This is a genomic window from Alcaligenes faecalis (assembly GCF_005311025.1).
Lineage (GTDB): Bacteria > Pseudomonadota > Gammaproteobacteria > Burkholderiales > Burkholderiaceae_B > Alcaligenes > Alcaligenes phenolicus.
The window spans coordinates 1-22,908 of the sequence record NZ_CP031747.1 but is presented as its reverse complement, the minus strand read 5'-3'; the positions used below and the strand labels follow the sequence as shown (position 1 = coordinate 22,908).

Genomic DNA, 22,908 nt, shown 5'->3' with positions numbered 1-22,908 from the left:
GAATGCCACCTTATTTTTGATACAGTTCCATGAGCTTCCCCGTAAAATCCAGAACACACTACAAGAGTACGGAGCGCCATGTCTGATCCCGCCGTCAAGTCCTTTGTTGGACGCGTACGTGACATTCTTCACGATCTATCCCCATCAGAGCGACGTCTGGCGGAATTTGCCCTGGACTTTCCGGGCGACCTGGCCGGCTACACCGCCTCGGAGCTGGCCTCCCTGGCCAATGTGTCCAATGCGACGGTCACCCGCTTTATTCGACGCCTGGGCTACAGCAATTACGAGGCCGCCCGCAAACAAGTGCGCTCCGAAAAGAAAGCAGGTTCACCCCTGTTGCTGGCAGCCACTGAAACAGAAGCCGAGCGCTCGCTGGCCACACACTTGCAGCAAAGTCAGAACAACCTGGCCGCTACCTATAGACGCATCCCCGACTCGTTGCTGAAAGAAATCGCCCTGGCCATTCTGGGTGCGCGCAAAGTATGGGTTCTGGGGTTTCGATCCAGCCATGCCCTGGCCAATTACTTTCGCTGGCAGTTGCTGCAAATCGTCCCTGAGGCTCAACTGATTCCCGGCCCTGGCGAGACCATGGGGGAACATCTGGCAGGCATACACGCTGACGATGTCGTGGTGATTTTTGCCCTGCGTCGCCGGGTGCGCAATATGGATCAGCTGATTGGGCAGATGGCGCAGCTGAACCCGAATGTGTTGCAAATCACTGACCAGCTCAGCCCGGAGAAAAGCGCCTGTCGCTGGACCTTGCGCTGTGATGTCCAATCGCCTGGTGTGCTGGATAATCACGTGGCGGTGATCGGGCTGTGCCATCTGATCCTGAGCCAGGTGATGGATCAGGCCGGTCCTGCCGGGCGTCGTCATCTAGGTCTGGTGGAGGCTTTCCATGACAGCTTTCTGGAGCTGTAGACCGCTACTCTCGTATTGCAGGCCCATATCAGGCACTCCGTAGACAAGCCAGCCTAGAAGTTTCATGGCTGGAATCAGATAAGGATCATACGCAAACGGCGATGATCCTTTTTTTTATTAAAAATCCTTGTATATCAACGCCCTGCTCCGACAATCTGCAGACACTGCAAAATCTTTCTCGTTTACCCTAGTTTTGAAAATATTTTTTCATACCAATAATGATTGAAAAAATAATGCTGGGCTCATACACGCCCTGAAACGAGGAGAAACCATGTCTAGCAAGCAGCAAACCTTGCCAGCCGATACCGGGCAGGTACAGGCCAGTTCTACGGCCAACAATCACACGGTTCAGCAGCAACTGGAAAACTCGCTGGAAACCATAGGCGTCACCAACTCGCACCGCAAAGTGCTGGCCCTGATTTTGCTGGGCGTCCTGTTTGACGTGCTCGAGCAAAATGCCGTGGGCCTGGTCGGCCCGCTGCTGCAGGAACACTGGGGGCTGACGCCTCGTGATGTGGGGTTTCTGAACACCTTGACCTTCGCTGCTGCCGCCCTGGGGCGTTTGCTGTCCGGCTATATCGCCGATCACTACGGTCGCCGCGTCATGCTGACCATCAATCTGGCCCTGTTCACGCTGGGCGCCCTGATCTGCGCCCTGGCCCCCAGCTACTGGGTACTGGGCCTGGGTCGCATGATTGTCGGCTTTGGTCTGGGTGGCGAAATCTCGATTGCCGTCACCATGCTGGCCGAGTTCTGTTCCTCGCGTTTTCGCGGCACGGCTGTCGGCACGATCAACGTCGCAGGTGGCGGTCTGGGCAATATGCTGGCCCCGGCCTTCGGCTTGCTGGTCTTCACCCTCTTTCCCGGCCCTGAAAGCTGGCGCTGGGTGTTTGGCCTGCTGGTCATGCCTGCCTTCATGGTGCTGTTTTACCGTCGCTACATTCCTGAAACGCCCCGTTTCCTGGTGTCGCAAGGGCGTATCGAGGAGGCCAATCAGGTTTTGAATATTCTGGCCTCGGGCAAGCTGGGCCGTCACGTTGCCAATCCCTATCCTTATTTGCACAGCGGCCCGCAGGCACAAAAAGCAGAGCGGGTGCGTTTGAACGAGATTTTTCAAGGCCCATTGGCCATGCGCACCCTGGTGACCGGCATTGCCGTGTGCATGACCTATGGCGCACAGCTGACGGTTCTGACCCTGATGCCTACCCTGCTGGTGGAGCAAGGCTATTCTTTGGTGAAAAGCTATACCTTCACAATCCTGATGCAGTCGGGCAGCCTGCTGGGTGCCTTGACCGCCTCTTACCTGGGCTCCCGCGTGCCTCGCAAGCGCGTCTTCACCTACGGAGCGTTACTGGCTTGCGCCAGCGGTCTGGCCTTTGGCTTCCTGAGTTTCAATATCTACCTGGTGCTGCTGTTCGGTGCTGCTTTCCAGTTCTGCGTGCTGCTGCTGAACACCACGATCTGGATTTTCTCCCCCGAACTGTATCCCACCCGCGTCCGCGCCTTTGGCACCGCCTTCATTCTGGCGCTGGGCACCCTGGCGGGCGCCTTTATCCCTACGCTTAGCGGCTGGGTGCTGGAAGGCTACGGTGTAGCCGGCATGTTCACCTTGATGGCGGGCATGTACATCACCTTTGCCGCTGTCCTGCAGTTGGCGCCCGAAACCTTTGGTCGCCCCCTGGATACCTGATTCACTTAAAAAGCCGCCTTGCTGCGGCCCTTGTATTTATGTCTCATACCGTACTGCTCATCAACCCCAATACTTCCCGTCCCACCACGGACATGATGGTGGCGCTTGCCCAGGCTTGTTTCCAGAGCCTGCAGCGCCGCGACATCCAGGTCCGGGGGCTGACCGCCCCTGAGGGACCGGGCATGTTGACCGAAATGGAAGAACTGGAGCAGGCCGCCGCCATATCCAGGCACCCGCAGGTGCTAGCCCAGGCGCAAGACGTTGATGGCGTCATCGTCGGCGCTTTTGGAGATCCCGGCCTGCAATCCCTGACTGAACGCCTCACGGTTCCGGTCATCGGCATCGGTCAGGCCTCCATGATGCTGGCTGCCCGAGCAGGCACGCCTTTTGGCATTGCCACCACCACCCCCGGTCTGGAGCAATCCATTCTGGATCAAGTACAGCGCTATGGCTGGAGCGAACAATTCTCCGGCCTGCGCCTGACCCCTACCGCCCCACTGGATCTGGCCCAGGCCCCTGATCGTCAGGATCAGGAACTGGCCGATAGCGTCGCGACATGTATCGAACAGGACGGTGCCCGCGCCGTCATCATCGGCGGCGGCCCACTGGCCCAAAGCGCCCAGGCCCTGCAAAGCAGGCTGGCTGTGCCGGTGATCAATCCCATCATTGCTGCCTGCGAGCTTATGGCCGAGCGCCTGCCCCCAGATCAGCCATAACACGCTGTACCACACAAGGAGACACCCCATGACAAGCAGCACCCTTGCGCACGGAAGTCAGGCTTTATCCGCCAGCAAGCAAGAACTGGATCAGATTTACAAGAAAGTGATGTGGCGCATTTTGCCCTTCATCTTCTTGCTTTGGATGCTGGCCTGGATAGACAGGCTCAATATTGGTTTTGCCAAGCTGCAAATGCAGCCCGAACTGGGGTTTTCCGAAACGGTTTACGGGATAGGCGCTGGTATCTTCTTTCTGGGCTACTTCTTTTTTGAAGTACCCAGCAACTGGTTGCTGCTGCGTATTGGTGCGCGCAAGACCCTGGCCCGTATCGCCTTTGGCTGGGGGCTGATCTGCGTGCTGATGATGTTTACCAAAACAGCCGCTTACTTTTATGTGATGCGCTTTTTGCTCGGGGCTTTTGAAGCGGGCTTCCAGCCCGGCGTGCTGCTGTTTCTGACCTTCTGGTTCCCGGCCCATCGACGCGCCAAAGCCTTTGCGGTCTTTATTTCTGCCTCGGCAGTGGCTTCGGTTGTGGGCGCGCCCCTGGCCGGTTTCATCATGACGCGCCTGGATGGTGTCAATGACTGGTCCGGCTGGCAATGGCTGTTTCTGCTGGAAGGCCTGCCCACAATTTTCGCGGGTATTCTGGCGGTGATGTTCATCGTGGACAGTCCGGAAAAAGCCAGTTGGTTAAGCCAGCGTGAAAAAGACCTGATCAAGCAGGAGCTGGTGCTGGACGCCAAGGCTGCAGGCCCACGCGAGCACAGTTTCAAGAAAGCCCTGGGCAATACCGATCTGTGGACCCTGACCCTGATGTTCTTTGGCATCGTGGCGGCCAACTCCACACTGGCCTTTTTTGCCCCCACCCTGGTGCGCTCGCTAGGGCCAGCCGACCCGCTGCAAGTTGGTTTGCTGGTTGGCCTGGTCTATGTCTTTGGGGCGATTTTCCAGCTGGCGCTGGGTTTTAGTGCCGACCGTCGACGCGAAGCCCGTCTGCATACAGGAATTCCCGTCATCATTGGCGCAGTCGGTCTGGCAGGCGTGGGACTCTTCCTGGGCAACAACACGACCATGGCCTTCATCAGCCTGATTATTGCCGTGTCCGGCACCATGGGTTGCATTCCGGTGTACTGGCAACTGCCTAACGCCGTTCTGGCAGGCTCGGCAGCAGCTATTGGCGTGGCCTTCATCAACTCGGTCGCCAACCTGGCCGGCTTTGGCGCGCCCTTCATGTTGGGTGCCCTGAAAGACGCCAGCGGTAATTTCCAAAGCGGTTTGTGGATTATTGCGGCACTTGAGCTGGCGGTCGGCATCTGGATTCTGTCTTTCCGCAAGCGCAAACAGATCGACTGACGACCTTATCGACCATCAAGCAAGACGCCCCGAACCCTGACAATCTCCGGGTTTCGGGACCTGACGCCTATCATTAGGCGGCTTCTTGTTGCACTTGTGCCGCGCTTTGATGGAGTTTTCTTTGAAAAGCGGCGGCTCAATGCTAAAATTTCAGGCTTCATCGGATACGTGGCAAAAAGTCTTTAGGCATTATTCAATCGGGCAGGATGTCAAAACCCAAACCCGGTTAAAAAAACAGCCCTCTAGCTTTTTAGTGCCGGTACTTACAAGATTGGAAATCTGCCCTGCGCAGCTTTATTTTTGTAAATACGTGCCTTGCTGGCGGTCCTTATTTGTTAAAACAGGAATCATCATGAAAGAAGGCATTCACCCAGAATACCGTGACGTGGTGTTTCTGGACCTGCAAACGGGCAACTCCTTTATCACCCGTTCCACTGTCCAGACTCGCGAAACCACCGAAAAAGACGGTCAGACTTACCCGCTGTTCAAGTGTGACGTGACGTCCGAGTCGCACCCCTTCTACACGGGCGCTCAAACCCGTATCGTGGAAACTGGCCGCGTTGAAAAATTCCGCGCCCGTTTTGCCCGTACGGCTGGTACCGTCAAGAAAGGCGAATAAGCTCTCTTTCTCGGCATACCGCGTTCAGCGCAAAAAAGGCAGCTTCGGCTGCCTTTTTTTTACCGCACATTTCCCGGCCAAGGCGCCCCCTTTGCATTAAGATAGGGCGAATCAACAGACTGTTTTACCCTAGACGTGTCATCCAGCCTCATACCCACCTCCACCCCTGCTCGCCTGACTGCTACCGCTGCCGTCAAACTTCCCCGATTGGTCCTGCTGGTCGTTGGGACTATTTACATTCTTGCGGGTCTGTTTTTCCGCGATCCCTGGAAGGCAGACGATGTCATCGGGCTGGCAACCATGCTTACCGCTTTGTCAGATCCCAGCGGTCAGGCCCTGTTGTTGCCGCAGGTGGGCGATCTGGCACATGCCCAGGACGGGCCGCTGACCACCTGGCTGGGTGCCCTGTTCATTACGCTGTTTGCACCGCTGCTCAAACTCTTTACCTCCGAGCTGAACGCCAATATTGTGGCGTCCCGACTGCCTAACCTGCTGTGGTTCGGCATGTTGGCGGCTTCGGTCTGGCACAGCGCCTACTGGCTGGCTCGACGCCCTGAGGCCCAACCGCTGCGCCTGCCCTTTGGGGGCGAGCCCTCGCCCACGGCCTATGGGCGCATGATTGCCGACGCCACCTTGCTGCTGACGGTAGCCACGGTCGGCATCCTCTGGCGTATGCACGAAACCTCGGAAGTGCCAGCCATCATTGCCTTCCAGGCTCTGGCTTTGTACAGCCTGGTGCGCATGTTTGACCGTCCCGCTTCCGGTGCGATCATGCTGGGCCTGTCTTTGGGCGCCTGCTTTCTGACCCGTGGCTGGCTGGGCGCTGGCCCCATCATGCTGGCCACCGTCCTGTGCTTCATTCCACGCGGCCCCTTGCGTCAGCACAGCCAATGGCTAGCCCTGAGTGCCGTCCTGACCCTGGCCATCATCATGGCCTGGTGGATTCCCGCCAAACGCGTCAGCGTGTACTGGACTGAACAGTGGCGTCTGTGGCATCTGGCCGCCTGGGGCTGGGCGGGTTTCAAGGAACAACTGAATAATCTGCGTGACTTGCTGTGGTTCCTCTGGCCGACCTGGCCTTTGGCACTGCTGGCACTGTGGCAGTGGCGCAGCTGGTTCAAGGCCCCACATATTTATGTGCCTGCCATCAGCCTGCTGGTCCCGCTGCTGAGCCTGCTGTTTATCCGCGATGCCTTCGAGCCCGAATACGCCCTGCTGGTCGTACCTTGCGCCGTCCTGGCCGCGTTCTCGCTGCCCACCTTGCGGCGTGGCGTGGTCAATACGCTGGATTGGTTTGCCATCATGTGCTTCTCGCTGACGGCAACCACAGTCTGGCTGGGCTGGATTGCGCAACAAACCGGCTGGCCACGTCAGATTTCGCACAATATCGCCCGCCAGACTCAAGGTTATGACACCTTTATCTCCTGGCCGGTCATGATTATTGCTGCGCTGGGTACGCTGGCCTGGATCGCCCTGGTACGCTGGCGCCTGTCCACCAACCCGCCAGGGCTGCTGCGCGGCACGGTCTTGTCTGCAGGTGGCCTGATCACGACCTGGCTCCTGCTGGTTACCCTGTGGATGCCCTCGCTGGACTACGTACGTAGTTACCGGGACGTCTCCGGTGAACTGTCCGCCGCCCTGCGCGAACACAGGCAGCCCGGCGAATGCCTGCGCTCCTGGGGCCTGGGTTCGGGACAACGAGCCTCCTTCCTGGTGTTTAACAACATCAAGATCAATTTCGACAACCGCTGCTCTTTGGTGCTGGAACAGTTCTCCCTGCGCGACCTGCAAGATGGCAAGGCCCCCATTCCTGACAATGCGGTCCAGCTCTGGCAAGGTAAACGCGGGCCAGATCGTCACGAGGCTTTCCGTCTGCTGCGAGTACAAGCTCAGTAAGTTTCAATCATGTCCTCCGTGTTTCATCACAACTGGAAAGGCCAGGCAGGCCAAATCCTGCGTCAGGCCTGGCCTGTGCTGGTCGGCTCCTGGGCGGGTATCGCCTTTGGGGTGCTGGATACCGTTATGGTCGGCCACAGCAGTCCGGTCGACTTGCAGGCCATGGGCCTGGGCGTATCCATTTACATCACCGTCTTCATTGGCTTGATGGGTGTCATCCACGCCCTGATTCCTATCATTGCGCAGCAATTTGGCGCGCGCCGCCTGACTGAAGTAGGCCGCTGGTGGGGGCAAGGCGTGTGGCTGGCCCTGTTGCTGACCTTGATCGGCACCCTGGCGCTGGCCTTTCCCAATATATGGCTAAGCTGGTCGGGCGATTTGAGCCCTGAGGTTCACGACCGGGTGACCTGGTATTTGCGCAGCCTGATTCTGGCCCTGCCCGCCTCCCTGGTTTTCCGAACGATTTACTGCCTGGGCACGGCAACCTCTCGCCCCAAGGCCGTCATGCTGATCAATCTGTTCAGCGTGGCCTTCAAGGCCCTGTTCAACTGGATGCTGATTTTCGGGAAATTCGGTTTACCAGCCATGGGAGCCGTCGGTTCGGGCCTGGCGACCACCGTGGTTTCCTGGCTAATGCTGGCTGCTGGCCTGTGGCTGCTGCGCGCCGACCGCTTCTACAAGCCCTTTAGCTTGCGACTGGGCCTGCCTAGCTGGACGGCGCAGAAAGAACTGCTGCGCCTGGGCCTGCCCATGGGCGGCTCTTACCTGATCGAGATCTGCGCCTTCAGCTTCATGGCTTTGCTGGTAGCCCGCGAAGGGGTCTTTGCTTCGGGTGCTCACCAGATCATGGCCAATCTGGCCGCTGTCTGCTTTATGGTGCCCATGGCCGTGGGTGTTGCTGCGGCCTCGGTCAGCGCTCAAGCCATTGGAGCCGGGCAATATCATCGTGCCCGCCATGTGGGAATGTTAAGTCTGGGGATTGTGCTGGCGGGGGTCACGTTGACGATCAGCCTGCTGGTTCTGCTGCGCCCTACCTTGGCCCATGCCTATACCGACGATGCCGACGTAGCCCTGCGCGCCCTGCTCTTGCTGCAACTGCTGCCCTTCTTCCACTTTTGCGACGCGTTCCAGTGCCTGATTTCCTATCTGCTGCGCGCCTATAAAGTGGCTTTTGTCCCCATGCTGCTGCAATTCTTTGCCTTGAGCGTGCTGGGCCTGGGCGGTGGCTGGTGGTTAGGGTTTGGACCGGCAGCCGGATCACTGGAAGGGGTCATTCAGTGGCTGGCGCCGGGTGCGCCTGTGGGTGCGGCCAGTTTGTGGACCATGTCCAGCCTGGGCCTGGGGGCCTCGGCCTTGCTGCTGCTGTTCTGGTACAGCCATATTCTACGTATCTACAATCCGGCAAGACGCAAGGCGCGGGCGTCCTAACAAGCAAAGCATGAGCTGCTGGCATTCAGCTCCATGGCAGACTCAGACATCCAGCGGCGCTTTGCTCTTTGCTCTTTGCTCTTTGCTCTTTGCTCTTTGCTCTTTGCTCTTTGCTCTTTGCTCTTTGCTCAGCAGTAGAAGCCTAAGGCCCAAATAAGCCAATCCATCAAAGCACAAACAAAAAAAACGGGGCCAGTTATTCAACGGGTCCCGTTTTCTTTATCGCTTTAGCAAGACAAGGCTAACTCAGGCAGCAGGTTTACTGCCTTCAATTGCTTCCACGATCTTGGCAGTATCGCTCGGAGTCGACTCGGCAGCCGCATCCGGCGACGCTTCAACCGCATCAATAAGCGGGCTGACCAGGTCCACAACCTTGCTGCGCGAGAGCAGGCCCAGGAACTCGTCGTTCTCGCCCGTGACGGCCAAAGGTTCGCTGCTACGCAGCAATTGCCCCAGGATTTCATCCAGACCCATGGTGGCGGGAACGGAACTCATCTCGTCCACAAAACCGGAAATATCCCGTGCACCTTGCTGCACCGCCTCTTGAGCACTGGAACGCATCAAGACACCGGCCAGACGCTTGCCATCGAGCACAGGCGCATAACGCACGCCCCGTTCGCTCAAGCGCTCCAGCGCATGAACAGCACGGGTACGCATGGTGAAGGTCAATGTCTTGCTGGAATCGCGCACCGCATGGGCGGCATTCAGCACCTTGCTGCGGTTCACATCCTGCAAGAAAGCCTGCACATAATCGCTGGCGGGTGACAGCAGAATATCTTCGGGCGAACCTTCCTGGATCAACTCGCCATCTTTCAAAATGGCAATCCGGTTACCCAGGCGCAGAGCTTCGTCCAGATCATGCGTAATAAACACAATGGTCTTGTTCAGACGGGCCTGCAGTTCCAGCAACTGGTCCTGCATTTCACGTCGAATCAGCGGATCCAGCGCAGAGAAGGCTTCGTCCATCAGAAGAATGTCGGCATCGGTGGCCAAGGCACGCGCCAGACCCACACGTTGCTGCATACCGCCAGACAACTGATGCGGATACTGATTCTCGAAGCCTTGAAGCCCTACCTGCTCCAGCCAGTAAGTGGCTTTCTCTTCACGGGCGGCACGTCCTATGCCCTGCACTTGCAGACCGTAAGCCGCGTTCTCCAGCACCGTGCGATGCGGGAACAGGCCAAAACGCTGGAAGACCATGCTGATCTTTTGCTGGCGGAACTGCATCAGCGCCTTGCCATCCAGGCTCATCACATCCACATCATCGACCAGAATCTGCCCGGCTGTCGGTTCGATCAGGCGGTTGAAATGGCGGATCAGGGTGGACTTGCCCGAACCGGACAAACCCATGATGACGTAAATGCTGCCATGTTCAATGGACAGGCTGATGTCACGTAGCCCCAAGGTGTGACCGCTTTTGGCCAGTAGCTCATCCTTGCGAACGCCGTTACGAGCTTCTTCCAGCCAGCGCTCGGGTTGGGAGCCAAAGATCTTGTAGATATTGCGAACTTCAATCTTGCTCATGAGGCCTCCCGTGTCTGAAAGCGGCGGCCAAATTCTTGTGTGATACGGTCAAACAGAATAGCCAGCAGCACAATACCCAAACCGGCCATCAGGCCACGGCCTACTTGCAGGCGGTTGATACCTTGCAGCACTTCGTAGCCCAAACCTCGCACACCAATCATGGAGGCGATCACTACCATGGCCAGCGCCATCATGGTTGTCTGGTTAATACCCGCCATGATGTTGGGCATGGCCAATGGCAATTGCACCCCGTAGAGCTGCTGCCAGCGGTTGGACCCGAAGGAGCGCGAGGCTTCCAGCACTTCGCTGTCGACCAGGCGTATACCCAGATCGGTCAGACGAATTACCGGCGCAATGGCGTAAATAATGGTGGCAATCAGGGCGGCGATCTTGCCCAGGTTGAACAGCATCACTACCGGAATCAGATACACAAAGCTGGGCATGGTTTGCATCACGTCCAGCACCGGCATCATGATGCGGCGCAGCCAGTTGAAGCTGGCCATCAACAGACCTAGCGGTATGCCTATCAGGACAGACAGGAAAACGGCCACGATCATCAGCGCCAGGGTCTGCATGGCAGCATCCCACAGGCCGATCAAACCAATGACGAACAGCATGGCACCCATGGCCACGGAAAACAGGACGCGACGGCTGGCAGCCCAGCCCAGCACGACCACCACCAGCACAACGGCCCACCAGGGACTGCTGCGCAAGATGGACTCCATAAAGACCAGCATGTCCAGCAAAGGCTGGGTCATGGCGCGCAAGGTACTGGAATAATTGGCAACCAGATCACCCACGAACTGATCGATGGGCAAACGTAAGGCGCGCGGATCAATCAACTCAGGAAACATAAAAAACACTCCGTAAAACTCGTGCATGCGGCGCGGGCATATCGCCCGGCCATGAGCCTGCCGGCCACAATGGGACCAGGCAGAAAAGCGAGGTACGGCTCAGTACCCGCACCCACATGGGGTGCAGTCACCGAGGCCGGCCTCGCCCTACAACGACACGAATACTAAAGAGCGGCTTTTACGCGCTGAGCCACTTCCATGGGCACCCACTTGGACCAGGTGTCCTCGTGCTCTTTCAGGAACCAGTGCGCCACATCCTCAGGCTCGCCCTCGGTTTTTTCCATGTGGGCCATGGTGTCGTTCATCAGCTCCAGGGGCATGCTGACATTGGCCAGGAAGGCCGTCAGTTCGGGAGCCTGCTTGGAGAACTCCGTATTCACAGCAGTGAACACCGGATTTTCGGGGTAATCGCTAGGCTCTGGATTGGCACAATCCGGGTCCGTCAGACACCCGTGCTTTTTCTCGTCATAAGCGGGCAGTTCCAGCTTGACCAGATCCATGGAACCCACCAGCGGCGTAGGGTACCAGTAGTAGAACACCACGTTTTCCTTGCGCTGATAAGCAGAGGTCAGAGCCGCTTTCTGCGTGGCACCAGTACCGGGCGAGAACAAGGTGAAGGTATCACCCAGCTTCAGGGCATTGAACAGATTGCCGCTGACCACTTCACAACCCCAACCTGCCGGGCAGCCATAGAAGCGGCCTTTACCGGGTTCTTCAGGGTCCTTGAATTCATCCTTGAACTTGGGCAAGTCCGCAGCGGACTTCAGTTCAGGCAGGCGCTCGGCGGTGTAGCGTGGAATGAACCAGGCTTCGCCACCCATATAAATATCGCCAATACGTTTTACATTTCCCTTGGCTTCAGCCTGTTTCCAGGGATCAGCCACACTGTTGAGCCAGATTTCAGTGTTGACATCCAGGTCGCCTCGCTCCAATGCGGCCAAGGCCGGAAGCGTCTCGACCGAGATGACCTCAGTCTTGCAGCCATAACCCTTGTCAGCGATAAAACGCTCGACTTCAGTCAGGACCAGATTGGATTCCCAATTCATGCCGCCAAAGCGAACCGTGCGGTCCAGTTCGCAGGCAACCGGGGTAGCGGCTTGTGCGGCGGACGACAAACCCAGCAACACGCTGGTCAGCACAGAGGCTTGAATCAGGGGAAAGCGGTGCAAGCGCGACTTGGCACCGGTGTGAGGGAAGTATGAAGACATGATGCTCCTCCTTGAGTTACTGTGGACGCGTCCTGCATGATCAGTCGGCGCCAAGGCTAAAGGGGTGTGCGGAAGACGATGCTCTTATCGCCAATACATACCTACGTATAGAGCGAGTGCCAGGCACTCACGAAAAACCCGGAACAATATTCAGGGCTGAGCCCTTTTGGTACTGTTCGCTGCCTTGACCGAAACAAAACGGCTGGGCCAGGGTTACACCGCGCGGGGCGATGATTTGGTGCGAATAGAACACGCAGTTTCAGGCGGTTCTAGATCGAATTGATGAATCTGGTAAGGAGGCCATTCTACGGGCCTTTGCAATCAAAAACAAATTCTTACTGCGCAAAACCATCAAAACCTTGGAATATGTCAATGGCAAAAACGCAACAAAACCCTTGTTTGGCGTGGTTTTAGCGATTTTCTAAACTTTTTTTTGTTACTTATTAATTCAGAATTGATGGAGTGGCGTAAAAGCAGCCCCAAAAAAGACAAATGACAAGGCATATAGCATTGTCATTTGCCCCTCCAGACCGCGCCCTCTAACGCTGATACATATAGTCCCGACGCCATGGATACACCAGGTCTGGCGCGTAATCCAGCTCCTGTGCCCGCCCAGCACTTTGCGCCTGAGCCAAAACTTGATGCAAGGCAATCCAGCCATGCTCAAAACCCATGGCGCAACCAGCCAGATAAACCCGGTAAGCACGCAAGGATTTTTGACCCTGCTCGGAATCCAGCGTGGCCTTGGCCTTGTCCAACTGACTTTCCAAGGCATCGCTCCAGGCCCACAACGTGCGCGCATAGTGCGGACGCAGATTCTCAATGTCCAGGCCTTCCAGACCACCTTCGGCCAGATGACGCAGCACATGGCTGATATGGGTCAGCTCTCCGCCGGGGAAAATGTATTTCTCGATAAAGTCGCCCATCCCGGCACCCAGCTGGCTATTATCCACGCCACCGGCCGTAATGCCGTGATTCAGAATCAAACCACCGGGTTTGACCAAACGGCGCAACTTGTCGAAATAGGCGCTGAGCTGGGCGCGGCCCACGTGCTCGAACATCCCGACCGAGGCCAGCTTGTCATAGGGCTTGAGTTCATCCAGCTCGCGATAATCCAGCAACATCATGCGGGCCCGGCCCGACAGACCTTTCTGCTCAATCAGCCCGTTCACATAGGCATGCTGGTTACGGGACAAGGTGATGCCCGTCACGTCCACATCGTAGTTTTCAGCCGCCCACATCAGCAGCCCGCCCCACCCGGCCCCCACATCCAGAAAGCGCTCGCCCGACTGCAGACGCAGCTTGCGGCAAATGTGGTCCAGCTTGGCTTCCTGAGCCTGCGCCAGCGTCATGTCCGGTTCGCGGTAATAGGCGCAGGAGTAGACCCGACGCGGGTCCAGCCACAAGGCGTAGAAATCGTCCGATAAGTCGTAATGAAACTGGATCTGTTTGGCATCCCTTTCCTGGGAGTGACGCCAAACCGAGGTCAGGTGCTTGACGATGGAAGTCAGCCAGCCTGCCTGGGCAGCGTCAACCGGAGAGCCCGGCAAAATATCCGCTGCCAGCTGCATCAGATCCCGCATGGAGCCTTCAAAGTCCATACGCCCTTCCACGTAGGCTTCTCCCAGCTGCCCGGATTGCCCGGCGGCCAGCTGCGCCAAGGTGGCATTATCTTTAATGATCAGATGAACCGCTGCATCAGCCGTGCCAACTTGCTCGCCGTTGGGCAAAGTCAGCCGAACCGGGATGCTGAGTTGATCTAATTTGGCCTGGACCATTGATGAAATTGAACTCAACTTCGCCTCCTTGTATGTAAACAAACAAAGATGACAATGTGTCGCCTCTTTCGACACACCGCCCGTAAGCTGTCAATCCTGTAGCCTAATACAATCAGCCCCTGAATCCGTTGCGTCAAAGTCACGAATCATGTGCTTCACACCTAAAGCACTTAGACCGGAATTGACCTTGCCCCATGCTAAACTGCCTGCCTTTGGCCCATTGCATCGGTTTGCATTGATGCTCGGCACAGGGTAGTGGGTTCAGGCTCTCGGCCAGGATCTGCCCCACCTTAATACTTGGCCCGATGACACGCAACCACTCCCCTGCATTTCCCCCTTGGCTCATCTTGATGGGGCTGCTCACTGCCCTGGGGCCCCTGGCCATTGATATGTACCTGCCCGCCTTCCCGGCAATGGCTCAGAGTCTGAACACCTCGGCGGGCATGGTAGAGCGCACGCTGGCGGGTTTCTTGCTGGGTGTGGGCGTGGCTCAATTAGTGTACGGCCCCATGGCCGACCGCTTCGGGCGCAAGCTGCCCTTGCTGCTGGGCGTGCTGATTTTCACCACCGCTTCCTTTTTCTGTGCACGCGCCAGCGATATTGATGAATTGACCGTGTGGCGCATTGTGCAGGCCTTTGGCGGTGCCGCTGGCATGGCTATTCCCCGTGCCGTGATCCGGGATCGTTTCGAGACCCGTGAAGCCGCCCGCGCCCTGTCCATGCTGATGCTGATTATGGGCGTCATGCCTATTCTGGCCCCGCTGATCGGTGGTCAGATCCTGCTGTTTAGCGACTGGCGCGGTATTTTCTACTTCATGGCTGGCTGTGGCGTGCTCTTGTGGCTGCTGACTTTTTTCACCATGAAAGAGTCCCTGACCCCCGAACGAGTCCTGCCACTGCAACCCAAACTGATTGTCCATAATTACAGTGCCTTGTTACGCGACCGGCCTTTCATGTTTTATTCGCTGGCCGCCGGTTTCAGTTCTGCAGGCATGTTTGCCTATATCGCCGGATCGCCACGCGTCTTTATTGATTTATTTGCAGTCGAGCCGCGCCATTTCGGTTTTTATTTTGGCGCGAATGCCGCCTGTCTGATTGTTTTCTCTCAAGTCAGCGCCCGTTTGCTCAATACGTACAGCCCGCCCACTTTGCTGCGCGTGGCACAGGGACTGCAAGTGATCTTTACCCTGCTGGGTGCCGTTCTGACCCTGCTGGGCGTACTGGACCTGACCTGGCTGATGGTGACGCTGATGGGCTTTATGGCGTGCCAAGGCTTTGTGAACCCCAATTCCGCGGCCCTGGCCCTGTCTGAACAAGGCCATCGCCTGGGAACGGCCTCGGCCCTGATGGGCGCTTTGCAAATGCTTTGTGGTGCGCTGGCCGGTTTTGCGGTCAGCAGCTGGTCCTCTTCCAATGCTTTGCCATTGACCGCCGTATTGGCCAGTTGTGCCGTCTTATCGTGGCTGTTTGGCCGCAACGCAGCAAGGAAAGCACGGTAAAACTTGATCTAAGTGATTTTTCCATATTAGAATAATCTTCTTTGTACCCCAGCACTGGGGTTAACACGATCCTAATTTTACAATCGCCCGCGGCTTTTTTCGTTTAGCGGAGGCTGATTTAGATCTCAAGGGGTATGACCATGGCACGCGTATGCCAAGTGACCGGAAAAGGCCCAATGTCGGGCAACAATGTTTCGCACGCCAACAATAAAACCAAGCGTCGCTTCCTGCCAAACCTGCAGTCCCGTCGTTTCTGGGTTGAAAGTGAAAACCGCTGGGTTCGCCTGCGCGTTTCCGCTAACGCTATCCGCACCATCGACAAGAACGGTATCGACTCCGTTCTGGCCGAAATGCGCTCCCGCGGCGAAAAATACTAAGCTGCGCTTCTTAAACATTTAACCAGGAGCTCATCATGGCTAAAGGTATACGCGAAAAAATCAAACTCGAATCGTCCGCCGGCACCGGTCACTTCTACACCACCACCAAAAACAAGCGCAACATGCCTGAAAAGATGGTGATCAAGAAATTTGACCCCGTCGTTCGCAAGCACGTCGAGTACAAAGAAACCAAGTTGCGTTAATTCGCGCACCGCTCCTGCAGCGGATTGGTTTTCAAAAAAAGCCCCTGCCCTGCAGGGGTTTTTTTTGCCCTTCACAGGCTGCTGTGACAGGCCTGCCTCCTGTCTGCCATTACGCTCATGCACACTGCCCACCTTGCAGCCGTCCACAGCGAGATTTGCCCCGTATAATGGCGGATACTCCTTTACTTTTGTCTAAAACGGTATTGCCACTCATGCAGGAACGTTACAACCCCAGCGAGGTTGAACAACTCGCTCAGCAAAACTGGACCGATCGGGACGCCTATCGCGCCGTCGAAAATGCCACCGCTCCCGATGGCTCGCTCAAACCCAAGTTTTACGCATGCTCCATGCTGCCCTACCCCAGTGGCAAGCTACACATGGGCCACGTGCGCAACTACACCATCAACGACATGATGGCGCGCCAGCTACGCATGCGCGGTTTTAACGTTCTCATGCCCATGGGCTGGGATGCCTTTGGCATGCCCGCTGAAAACGCCGCCATCAAATCGCAGGTTCCGCCCGCCAAGTGGACTTACGACAACATCGCCTACATGAAAAAGCAGATGCAGGCGATGGGTCTGGCCATCGACTGGTCGCGTGAAATGTGTGCCTGCGATCCCGAATACTACAAATGGAACCAGTGGCTGTTCCTGAAGATGCTGGAAAAAGGCATTGCCTACCGCAAGACCCAGACTGTGAACTGGGATCCGGTGGATCAAACCGTTCTGGCCAACGAACAGGTTATTGAAGGCCGTGGCTGGCGCTCGGGCGCGCTGGTTGAAAAGCGTGAAATCCCCGGCTACTACCTGCGCATTACCGACTACGCTGAAGAGCTGCTGGACACCGTGAAAACCGGCCTGCCCGGCTGGCCCGAGCGTGTGCGCCTGATGCAGGAAAACTGGATCGGCAAGAGCCAGGGTGTGCGCTTTGCCTTCCCTCACGATATTCGTGACGAGCAAGGCCAACTGATTCAGGACGGTCGTCTGTACGTGTTCACCACCCGCGTGGACACCATCATGGGCGTTACCTTCTGTGCTGTTGCCCCTGAACACCCGCTGGCTGCCCTGGCTGCCCGCAACAATCCCGAGCTGACAGCCTTTATTGCAGAATGCAAGAAAGGCGGCACCACGGAAGCCGACATGGCCACCCGTGAAAAAGAAGGTCTGCCCACCGGCTTGAGCGTCAAGCACCCACTGACCGGTGCGGACGTTCCTGTCTGGGTCGGTAACTACGTCTTGATGAGCTACGGCGACGGTGCCGTCATGGGCGTGCCTGCTCACGACGAGCGCGACTTCGCCTTTGCCCTGAAATACCAATTGCCTATTCAACAAGTGATTGGCGTTGAAGGCAAAGAGTACGACGCCACTCAATGGCAAGACTGGTACGGCGACAAGCAGCAAGGCCAAACCATCAATTCCGGCAAGTACGACGGCCTGGCGCATGCCGCCGCCGTGGACGCAATTGCGGCAGACCTGAATGCTCAAGAGCTGGGCGAGAAACAAACCACCTACCGTCTGCGCGACTGGGGCATTTCCCGTCAGCGTTACTGGGGCACCCCGATCCCGATCATCCACTGCGAGGATTGCGGCCCGGTTACTGTTCCAGAAAAAGACCTGCCCGTGGTTCTGCCCGAAGAGCTGATTCCCGATGGCAGCGGCAACCCGCTGAACAAGCACGAAGCCTTCCTGAAGTGCACTTGCCCTTCTTGCGGCAAGCCTGCACGTCGCGAAACGGACACCATGGACACCTTTGTGGACTCGTCCTGGTACTTCCTGCGCTACACCACGCCCAAACTGAACGACTCCATGACCGATCCACGCACCGACTACTGGATGCCCATGGATCAGTACATCGGTGGTATCGAACACGCTGTGCTGCACTTGCTGTACGCCCGCTTCTGGACCAAAGTCATGCGCGACATGGGCCTAGTCAAGATTGACGAGCCCTTCACCCGCCTGCTGTGCCAGGGCATGGTGCTGAACCACAGCTACACCCGCCGCACACCTCAAGGTGGTATCGAGTACTTCTGGCCTGAAACCGTCGAAAACGTCTACGACGAAAAAGGCGCGATTATCGGTGCCCGTTTGAAGAGCGATGGTCAGCCCGTGCAATACAACGGCATCGGCACCATGTCCAAGTCCAAGAACAACGGCGTGGACCCCCAATCCCTGATCGACACGCTGGGCGCGGATACCGCCCGCCTGTTCATCATGTTTGCCAGCCCGCCAGAGCAAACCCTGGAGTGGTCGGATTCGGGCGTGGATGGCGCCAACCGCTTCCTGCGTCGCCTGTGGGCCTTCTGCTATAACCACGCCGATGCTCTGCGCGCTGGCAACGCCCAACAAGCCACCGACTGGAGCGATCTGGATGCGGCCGCCAAGCGTACCCGTCTGGAAATTCACTCCTTGCTCAAGCAAGCCAATTACGACTACGAGCGTATTCAATACAACACCGTGGTTTCGGCTTGCATGAAGATGCTCAACACCCTGGAGCAGACTCAATGGGAAGACACTCCCGCCGCACAACGTGCACTGGCTGAAACCACGTCCATTCTGTTGCGCGTGCTGTACCCTGTCGTCCCTCACATCACCTGGCAGTTGTGGCGTGAACTGGGTTGGGCAGACAGCCTGGGCGATATGCTCGACGCCCAATGGCCTGCTGTGGATGAACAAGCCCTGATTGCTGACGAAGTGGAGCTGATGCTGCAAGTCAATGGCAAGCTGCGCGGTTCATTGGTCGTGCCTCAGGGAGCGGAAAAAGCCGCCATTGAACAAGCCGCAGCCGAACACGCTGCCGTGCTCAAGTATCTGGAAGGCCGCCCCGCCAAGCGCATCATTGTGGTGCCTGGCAAACTCGTTAACGTCGTAGGTTAATCATGCACCTAGCCCGCCTGCTTCCTTCCAGCTCCTTGTCTGTTCCTGCACCCAGGTTCTGGGGACTGGCGGGCTTGATGATCCTGCTCAGTGTTGTTCTGACAGCGTGTGGCTTTCACCTGAAAGGGGTGGCCCCGCTGCCGTTCGACACGATTTACACCAACATTACGGACAACAGTGCGTTTGGCGCGAATCTGCGTCGAACCTTGTCGGCCAGTTCACCGCAAACCCGCTTTGTGGAGCGCCCGCAAGACGCTGAAGCCATCTTGCAACAGCTCTCCCACAGCCGTAATCAACGCGAAATCTCCATCAACGCCAAAGGCCAGGTGGAAGAGTACGAACTGCAACTGACATTTGTGTTCGAGTTGCTGGACGCCAAAGGCCGCGTGATCCTGCCGCCCACAACACTGAACGTCATTCGTGAAGTACCGTACGATGCCGAGGCTGTACAAGCCAAAGATAGCGAAATCGAGATGATTTTCCGCGATATGGAACAGTCTTTGATCAATCGTATTGTGCGTCGCTTGAGTTCGCCCGACGTGACCAGCGCCTACCATTACATAAGCAGCCAACCAGAGGCCAGCTCCATGGAAGAGATGGAACTGCTGCCCACTCGACAACAGGCTCCGCTGTAAGAATGGGACGCAGGGCCGACCACGACACCTTGCTGCGCGAACTGGCCACGCCAACCGCCGCTTTCCAACCGCTTTATGTGGTGTCCGGTGACGAGCCTCTGTTGCTGGTTGAAGCGGCGGATGCGGTGCGCGCCCGCGCCCGCCAGGACGGCTTTACCGAACGCAGCAGTTTTACCCTGGATGCACGGGCCGACTGGTCGCAGCTGTTTGCTGTAGCCCAGAACATTTCCCTGTTTGGCGATCAAAAACTGGTGGATGTCAATATTCCCAGCGGCAAACCTGGCAAGCCAGGCGGCGACGCCCTGCAAAAGCTGTGCGAGCTGATCAGCGGGGGGCAAATGGATGGCACCAGCTTTCTGATTCAGCTTCCCCGGCTGGACAAAGCTACACGCAACAGCAAATGGTGTCAGGCTCTGGAGCAGGTGGCCTGTTGGGTTGACATTCAGCCCATCAACCGCAACTCTCTGGCAGGCTGGATTGCCCAGCGCCTGAAAGCCCAGGACCAAAGCCTGGAGCGCAACAGCCTGGAATGGATGGCTGACAAGGTTGAAGGCAACCTGCTGGCCGCCCATCAGGAAATACAGAAACTGGCCCTGATCTACCCACCTGGCCAGCTTAGCCAGGAAGAACTGGAAAACGCGGTTCTGAACGTAGCCCGCTACAGCGTGTTTGATCTGCGTGACTCCATGCTGGCAGGCCACAGTCAACGCGCCCTGACGGTGCTTGATGGCTTGCAGGCAGAAGGCGAAGCCCTACCCCTGGTCTTGTGGGCTGTAGGCGAAGAAGTGCGTACCTTGGCCCGCTTGTCACAAGCGCGTCAGCAAGGACAGGACCTGTCCAACCTGTTTCGCCAATACCGCATTTTTGGCCCGCGTGAAAAACTCGTTCGTCAGGCCCTGGACCGTATCCCGCCTCAAAGCTGGCCCGCTTCGGTTCTGCATGCACACGATATAGACCGTTTGATCAAAGGCCTGCACCCCAACGGACGTCAGCAAGACCCGTGGGAAGAAATGCGCCGCCTGACCATGCGTATCGCGGTCGCGACACAAGCGCCCCGCCGCTAAGCGTCCGATACCCCTTAACTTCTTAATTGTTGCGATAATGCTCTCTTGAACCGGAGAGTTACACGGCTATGAACGATATCACCCAGTCCTCTGCCGCCACCCAGGTCGGCGATCTGTCTTCCATGATGCAAGATTTGGGCAAGCGCGCCCAGCTTGCTGCCCGTCGTATGCGCGCCGCCACAGGCAAAGCCAAGGCCGACGCCCTGCGCTATATGGCTGATGCCCTGATTGAGCAAAAAGCCCAGTTGCAAGCAGCCAACGAGCTGGACTTGCAAGCGGCACGTGAACGTCAGATTGCCCCGGCCATGATCGAACGCCTGGTCCTGTCCGACCGCGCCCTGGAGATCATGACCACCGGCCTGCGTCAAATTGCCGATATGGATGATCCGGTTGGCCAGATCAGCGCCTCGCGTACCCGCCCGAATGGCATGCGCGTGGCTCAGATGCGTGTCCCTTTGGGTGTCATCGGCATCATTTACGAGTCGCGCCCCAATGTGACTATTGACGCCGCTGCCCTGTGCCTGAAATCGGGCAACGCCACGATTCTGCGCGGTGGTAGCGAAGCCTTTCATTCCAACCAGGCCCTGGCGCAGATCATCTCCAGCAGCCTGGAACGTGCTGGTTTGCCCAAAGAAGCCGTGCAAGTGGTTCCCACCACGGACCGCGATGCTGTTGGCCTGCTCGTAACCATGAACGACTACGTGGACGTCATTGTCCCGCGTGGTGGCAAGAGCCTGATCCAACGACTGAGCGCCGAAGCCACGGTTCCTCTGATCAAGCACCTGGACGGCAACTGCCACGTCTATGTGGACGAATTTGCCGATCTGGAAAAAGCGACCCGCATCGTATTCAACGCCAAGACCTACCGCTACGGTATTTGCGGCACCATGGAAACCTTGCTGGTTCACCGCAGCATTGCACCCGCTTTCCTGCCAGAAATGGCCCGCCAGTTGCAGGAAAAAGGGGTGGAACTGCGTGGCTGTGAGCAGACCCGTGCCCTGGTTGCCAATGTGGCCCCTGCTACCGAGGAAGACTGGGAAACCGAATTTGCCGCGGCCATTCTGGCAATCCGCATTGTGGACTCCATGGACCAGGCCATGGACCATATCGCACAGTACAGCTCAGAGCACACCGAATCCATCGTGACGGAAAACCTGAGCCTGGCCGAACGCTTCCAGCGCGAAGTAGACTCCAGCTCCGTCATGGTGAACCTGCCTACCTGTTTTGCGGACGGCTTCGAGTACGGCCTGGGTGCCGAAATCGGCATTTCCACCAACCGTCTTCATGCCCGTGGCCCGGTCGGCCTGGAAGGCCTGACGACCTACAAATGGGTCTTGCACGGCAATGGCCAAATGCGTGGTTAAATCATGCTTTGGCTAAAAACATTTCACATCTTGTTTGTGACCTCCTGGTTTGCAGGGCTGTTCTACTTGCCACGCATCTATGTCAATCTGGCCCAGGAGCAAGATGCCAAGACCTATGAAACGCTTCTGGGCATGGCCCGGCGCCTGTATCGCTTTATGGCTCCTCTGGCCATTTTGACTTTGCTGACAGGCCTGGGATTGTTTTTGTATTACGGCATAGGCAAAGGACAGGGCTGGATGCACGCCAAACTGACCCTGGTCTTGATCCTGTTTGCCTTTCACGGTGTGTGCGGACGCTATCTGCGGCAGTTCCAGCAAGGGCAACAAAGCCGCTCACACGTATTCTTCCGCTGGTTCAATGAAATTCCGGTCATCGTTCTGCTGCTGGTCCTCATCCTGGTGGTTATAAAACCCTTCTAATACCTTATTCATGTCAGACCAATCTGAACGCAAGACACTAAGCCTGAACCCAGGCACTAAAAAGAAAGCCAGCAATGCGGAACCCCGCGTGCGCTCGGGTGCGCGCGCACGAGCAGCCAGCCTGCAGCAAGACCGCCAGGGCGGCCCCAAGCGCGAGACCCGCCCCTACGTAGAGAAACGTGACCAGGACCGCCGCGAGCGCCCTGCTTTCAACCGCGACCGCGCAGATCGTCCTCAATCGGGCGAGCGTCGCGAATTTTCAGGCGAACGCCGTGAGCGTCCCGCATTCAACCGTGATCGCGACAGCCGCCCACAATCAGGCGAGCGTCGTGAGTTCTCCGGTGAACGCCGGGAATTCTCGGGCGAACGTCGTGAACGACCCGCATTCAACCGTGACCGCGACAGCCGCCCACAATCGGGCGAGCGTCGTGAGTTCTCCGGTGAACGCCGGGAATTCTCGGGCGAACGTCGTGAACGACCCGCAT

At 57.4% G+C, this 22,908-nt stretch carries 19 protein-coding genes and 1 pseudogene; 16 read left to right on the top strand and 4 right to left on the bottom strand.

Annotated elements, in window-relative coordinates:
- The first annotated feature begins 78 nt into the window (after positions 1-78).
- The 7 genes from D0C27_RS00100 to D0C27_RS00070 all read left to right on the top strand — a co-directional run bounded on the left by D0C27_RS00100 (position 79) and on the right by D0C27_RS00070 (position 8,624).
- Complete coding sequence (locus tag D0C27_RS00100; RefSeq protein WP_137430167.1) at positions 79-921, top strand: MurR/RpiR family transcriptional regulator; 843 nt, start codon at positions 79-81, stop codon at positions 919-921.
- Positions 922-1,192: 271 nt separating this feature from the next.
- Complete coding sequence (locus tag D0C27_RS00095; protein ID WP_137430166.1) at positions 1,193-2,611, top strand: MFS transporter; 1,419 nt, start codon at positions 1,193-1,195, stop codon at positions 2,609-2,611.
- 38 nt (positions 2,612-2,649) lie between these two features.
- On the top strand, positions 2,650-3,327 hold the full coding sequence (locus tag D0C27_RS00090) for an aspartate/glutamate racemase family protein (RefSeq protein WP_137430165.1): 678 nt from the start codon (positions 2,650-2,652) through the stop codon (positions 3,325-3,327).
- A 28-nt stretch (positions 3,328-3,355) separates the two neighbouring features.
- Positions 3,356-4,681 carry an MFS transporter gene (locus D0C27_RS00085; protein ID WP_137430164.1) on the top strand — a complete coding sequence of 442 codons (1,326 nt, stop codon included), beginning with the start codon at positions 3,356-3,358 and terminating at the stop codon, positions 4,679-4,681.
- A 352-nt stretch (positions 4,682-5,033) separates the two neighbouring features.
- Positions 5,034-5,300 (top strand): type B 50S ribosomal protein L31, encoded by a 267-nt coding sequence (locus D0C27_RS00080; RefSeq protein WP_009456467.1) that lies wholly within the window; start codon positions 5,034-5,036, stop codon positions 5,298-5,300.
- Between the two features lie 135 nt (positions 5,301-5,435).
- Positions 5,436-7,196: an ArnT family glycosyltransferase gene (locus tag D0C27_RS00075; RefSeq protein WP_035272549.1), complete on the top strand. Its 1,761-nt coding sequence runs from the start codon at positions 5,436-5,438 to the stop codon at positions 7,194-7,196.
- Positions 7,197-7,205: 9 nt separating this feature from the next.
- Positions 7,206-8,624, top strand: a complete 1,419-nt coding sequence (locus D0C27_RS00070) for an MATE family efflux transporter (protein ID WP_115633905.1) — start codon at positions 7,206-7,208, stop codon at positions 8,622-8,624.
- Between the two features lie 246 nt (positions 8,625-8,870).
- On the opposite strand, the gene D0C27_RS00065 is transcribed toward D0C27_RS00070, so the two are convergent.
- The 4 genes from D0C27_RS00065 to D0C27_RS00050 all read right to left on the bottom strand — a co-directional run bounded on the left by D0C27_RS00065 (position 8,871) and on the right by D0C27_RS00050 (position 13,988).
- Positions 8,871-10,148 (bottom strand): quaternary amine ABC transporter ATP-binding protein, encoded by a 1,278-nt coding sequence (locus tag D0C27_RS00065; protein WP_009456471.1) that lies wholly within the window; start codon positions 10,146-10,148, stop codon positions 8,871-8,873.
- Positions 10,145-11,002 (bottom strand): ABC transporter permease, encoded by an 858-nt coding sequence (locus D0C27_RS00060; protein ID WP_009456478.1) that lies wholly within the window; start codon positions 11,000-11,002, stop codon positions 10,145-10,147. Before D0C27_RS00060 ends, D0C27_RS00065 begins: the two co-directional genes overlap by 4 nt.
- 164 nt (positions 11,003-11,166) lie before the next feature.
- Complete coding sequence (locus D0C27_RS00055; RefSeq protein WP_137430163.1) at positions 11,167-12,210, bottom strand: ABC transporter substrate-binding protein; 1,044 nt, start codon at positions 12,208-12,210, stop codon at positions 11,167-11,169.
- 539 nt (positions 12,211-12,749) lie between these two features.
- The gene (locus tag D0C27_RS00050) at positions 12,750-13,988 is read right to left on the bottom strand and encodes a class I SAM-dependent methyltransferase (RefSeq protein WP_035274497.1); all 1,239 of its coding nucleotides are present in this window, start codon (positions 13,986-13,988) and stop codon (positions 12,750-12,752) included.
- 350 nt (positions 13,989-14,338) lie between these two features.
- Between D0C27_RS00050 and D0C27_RS00045 the strand changes: the two genes are divergently transcribed.
- The 9 genes and pseudogenes from D0C27_RS00045 to D0C27_RS00005 all read left to right on the top strand — a co-directional run.
- Positions 14,339-15,487 carry a Bcr/CflA family multidrug efflux MFS transporter gene (locus tag D0C27_RS00045; RefSeq protein ID WP_088452995.1) on the top strand — a complete coding sequence of 383 codons (1,149 nt, stop codon included), beginning with the start codon at positions 14,339-14,341 and terminating at the stop codon, positions 15,485-15,487.
- A gap of 140 nt (positions 15,488-15,627) precedes the next feature.
- Positions 15,628-15,864: a 50S ribosomal protein L28 gene (rpmB, locus tag D0C27_RS00040; protein WP_003802782.1), complete on the top strand. Its 237-nt coding sequence runs from the start codon at positions 15,628-15,630 to the stop codon at positions 15,862-15,864.
- A 35-nt stretch (positions 15,865-15,899) separates the two neighbouring features.
- The gene (gene rpmG, locus D0C27_RS00035) at positions 15,900-16,067 is read left to right on the top strand and encodes a 50S ribosomal protein L33 (RefSeq protein ID WP_003802781.1); all 168 of its coding nucleotides are present in this window, start codon (positions 15,900-15,902) and stop codon (positions 16,065-16,067) included.
- A 212-nt stretch (positions 16,068-16,279) separates the two neighbouring features.
- A complete protein-coding gene (leuS, locus tag D0C27_RS00030; protein ID WP_137430162.1) occupies positions 16,280-18,940 on the top strand; it encodes a leucine--tRNA ligase in 2,661 nt (886 codons plus the stop codon).
- 2 nt (positions 18,941-18,942) lie between these two features.
- On the top strand, positions 18,943-19,575 hold the full coding sequence (lptE, locus tag D0C27_RS00025) for an LPS assembly lipoprotein LptE (protein ID WP_026483068.1): 633 nt from the start codon (positions 18,943-18,945) through the stop codon (positions 19,573-19,575).
- A gap of 2 nt (positions 19,576-19,577) precedes the next feature.
- On the top strand, positions 19,578-20,639 hold the full coding sequence (gene holA / locus D0C27_RS00020; protein ID WP_035272542.1) for a DNA polymerase III subunit delta: 1,062 nt from the start codon (positions 19,578-19,580) through the stop codon (positions 20,637-20,639).
- Between the two features lie 68 nt (positions 20,640-20,707).
- Positions 20,708-22,003, top strand: a complete 1,296-nt coding sequence (locus tag D0C27_RS00015; protein WP_088450488.1) for a glutamate-5-semialdehyde dehydrogenase — start codon at positions 20,708-20,710, stop codon at positions 22,001-22,003.
- Positions 22,004-22,006: 3 nt separating this feature from the next.
- Positions 22,007-22,423: a CopD family protein gene (locus tag D0C27_RS00010; protein ID WP_035272539.1), complete on the top strand. Its 417-nt coding sequence runs from the start codon at positions 22,007-22,009 to the stop codon at positions 22,421-22,423.
- 10 nt (positions 22,424-22,433) lie between these two features.
- A pseudogene (locus tag D0C27_RS00005) lies at positions 22,434-22,908 on the top strand (DNA methyltransferase); the annotation flags it as partial.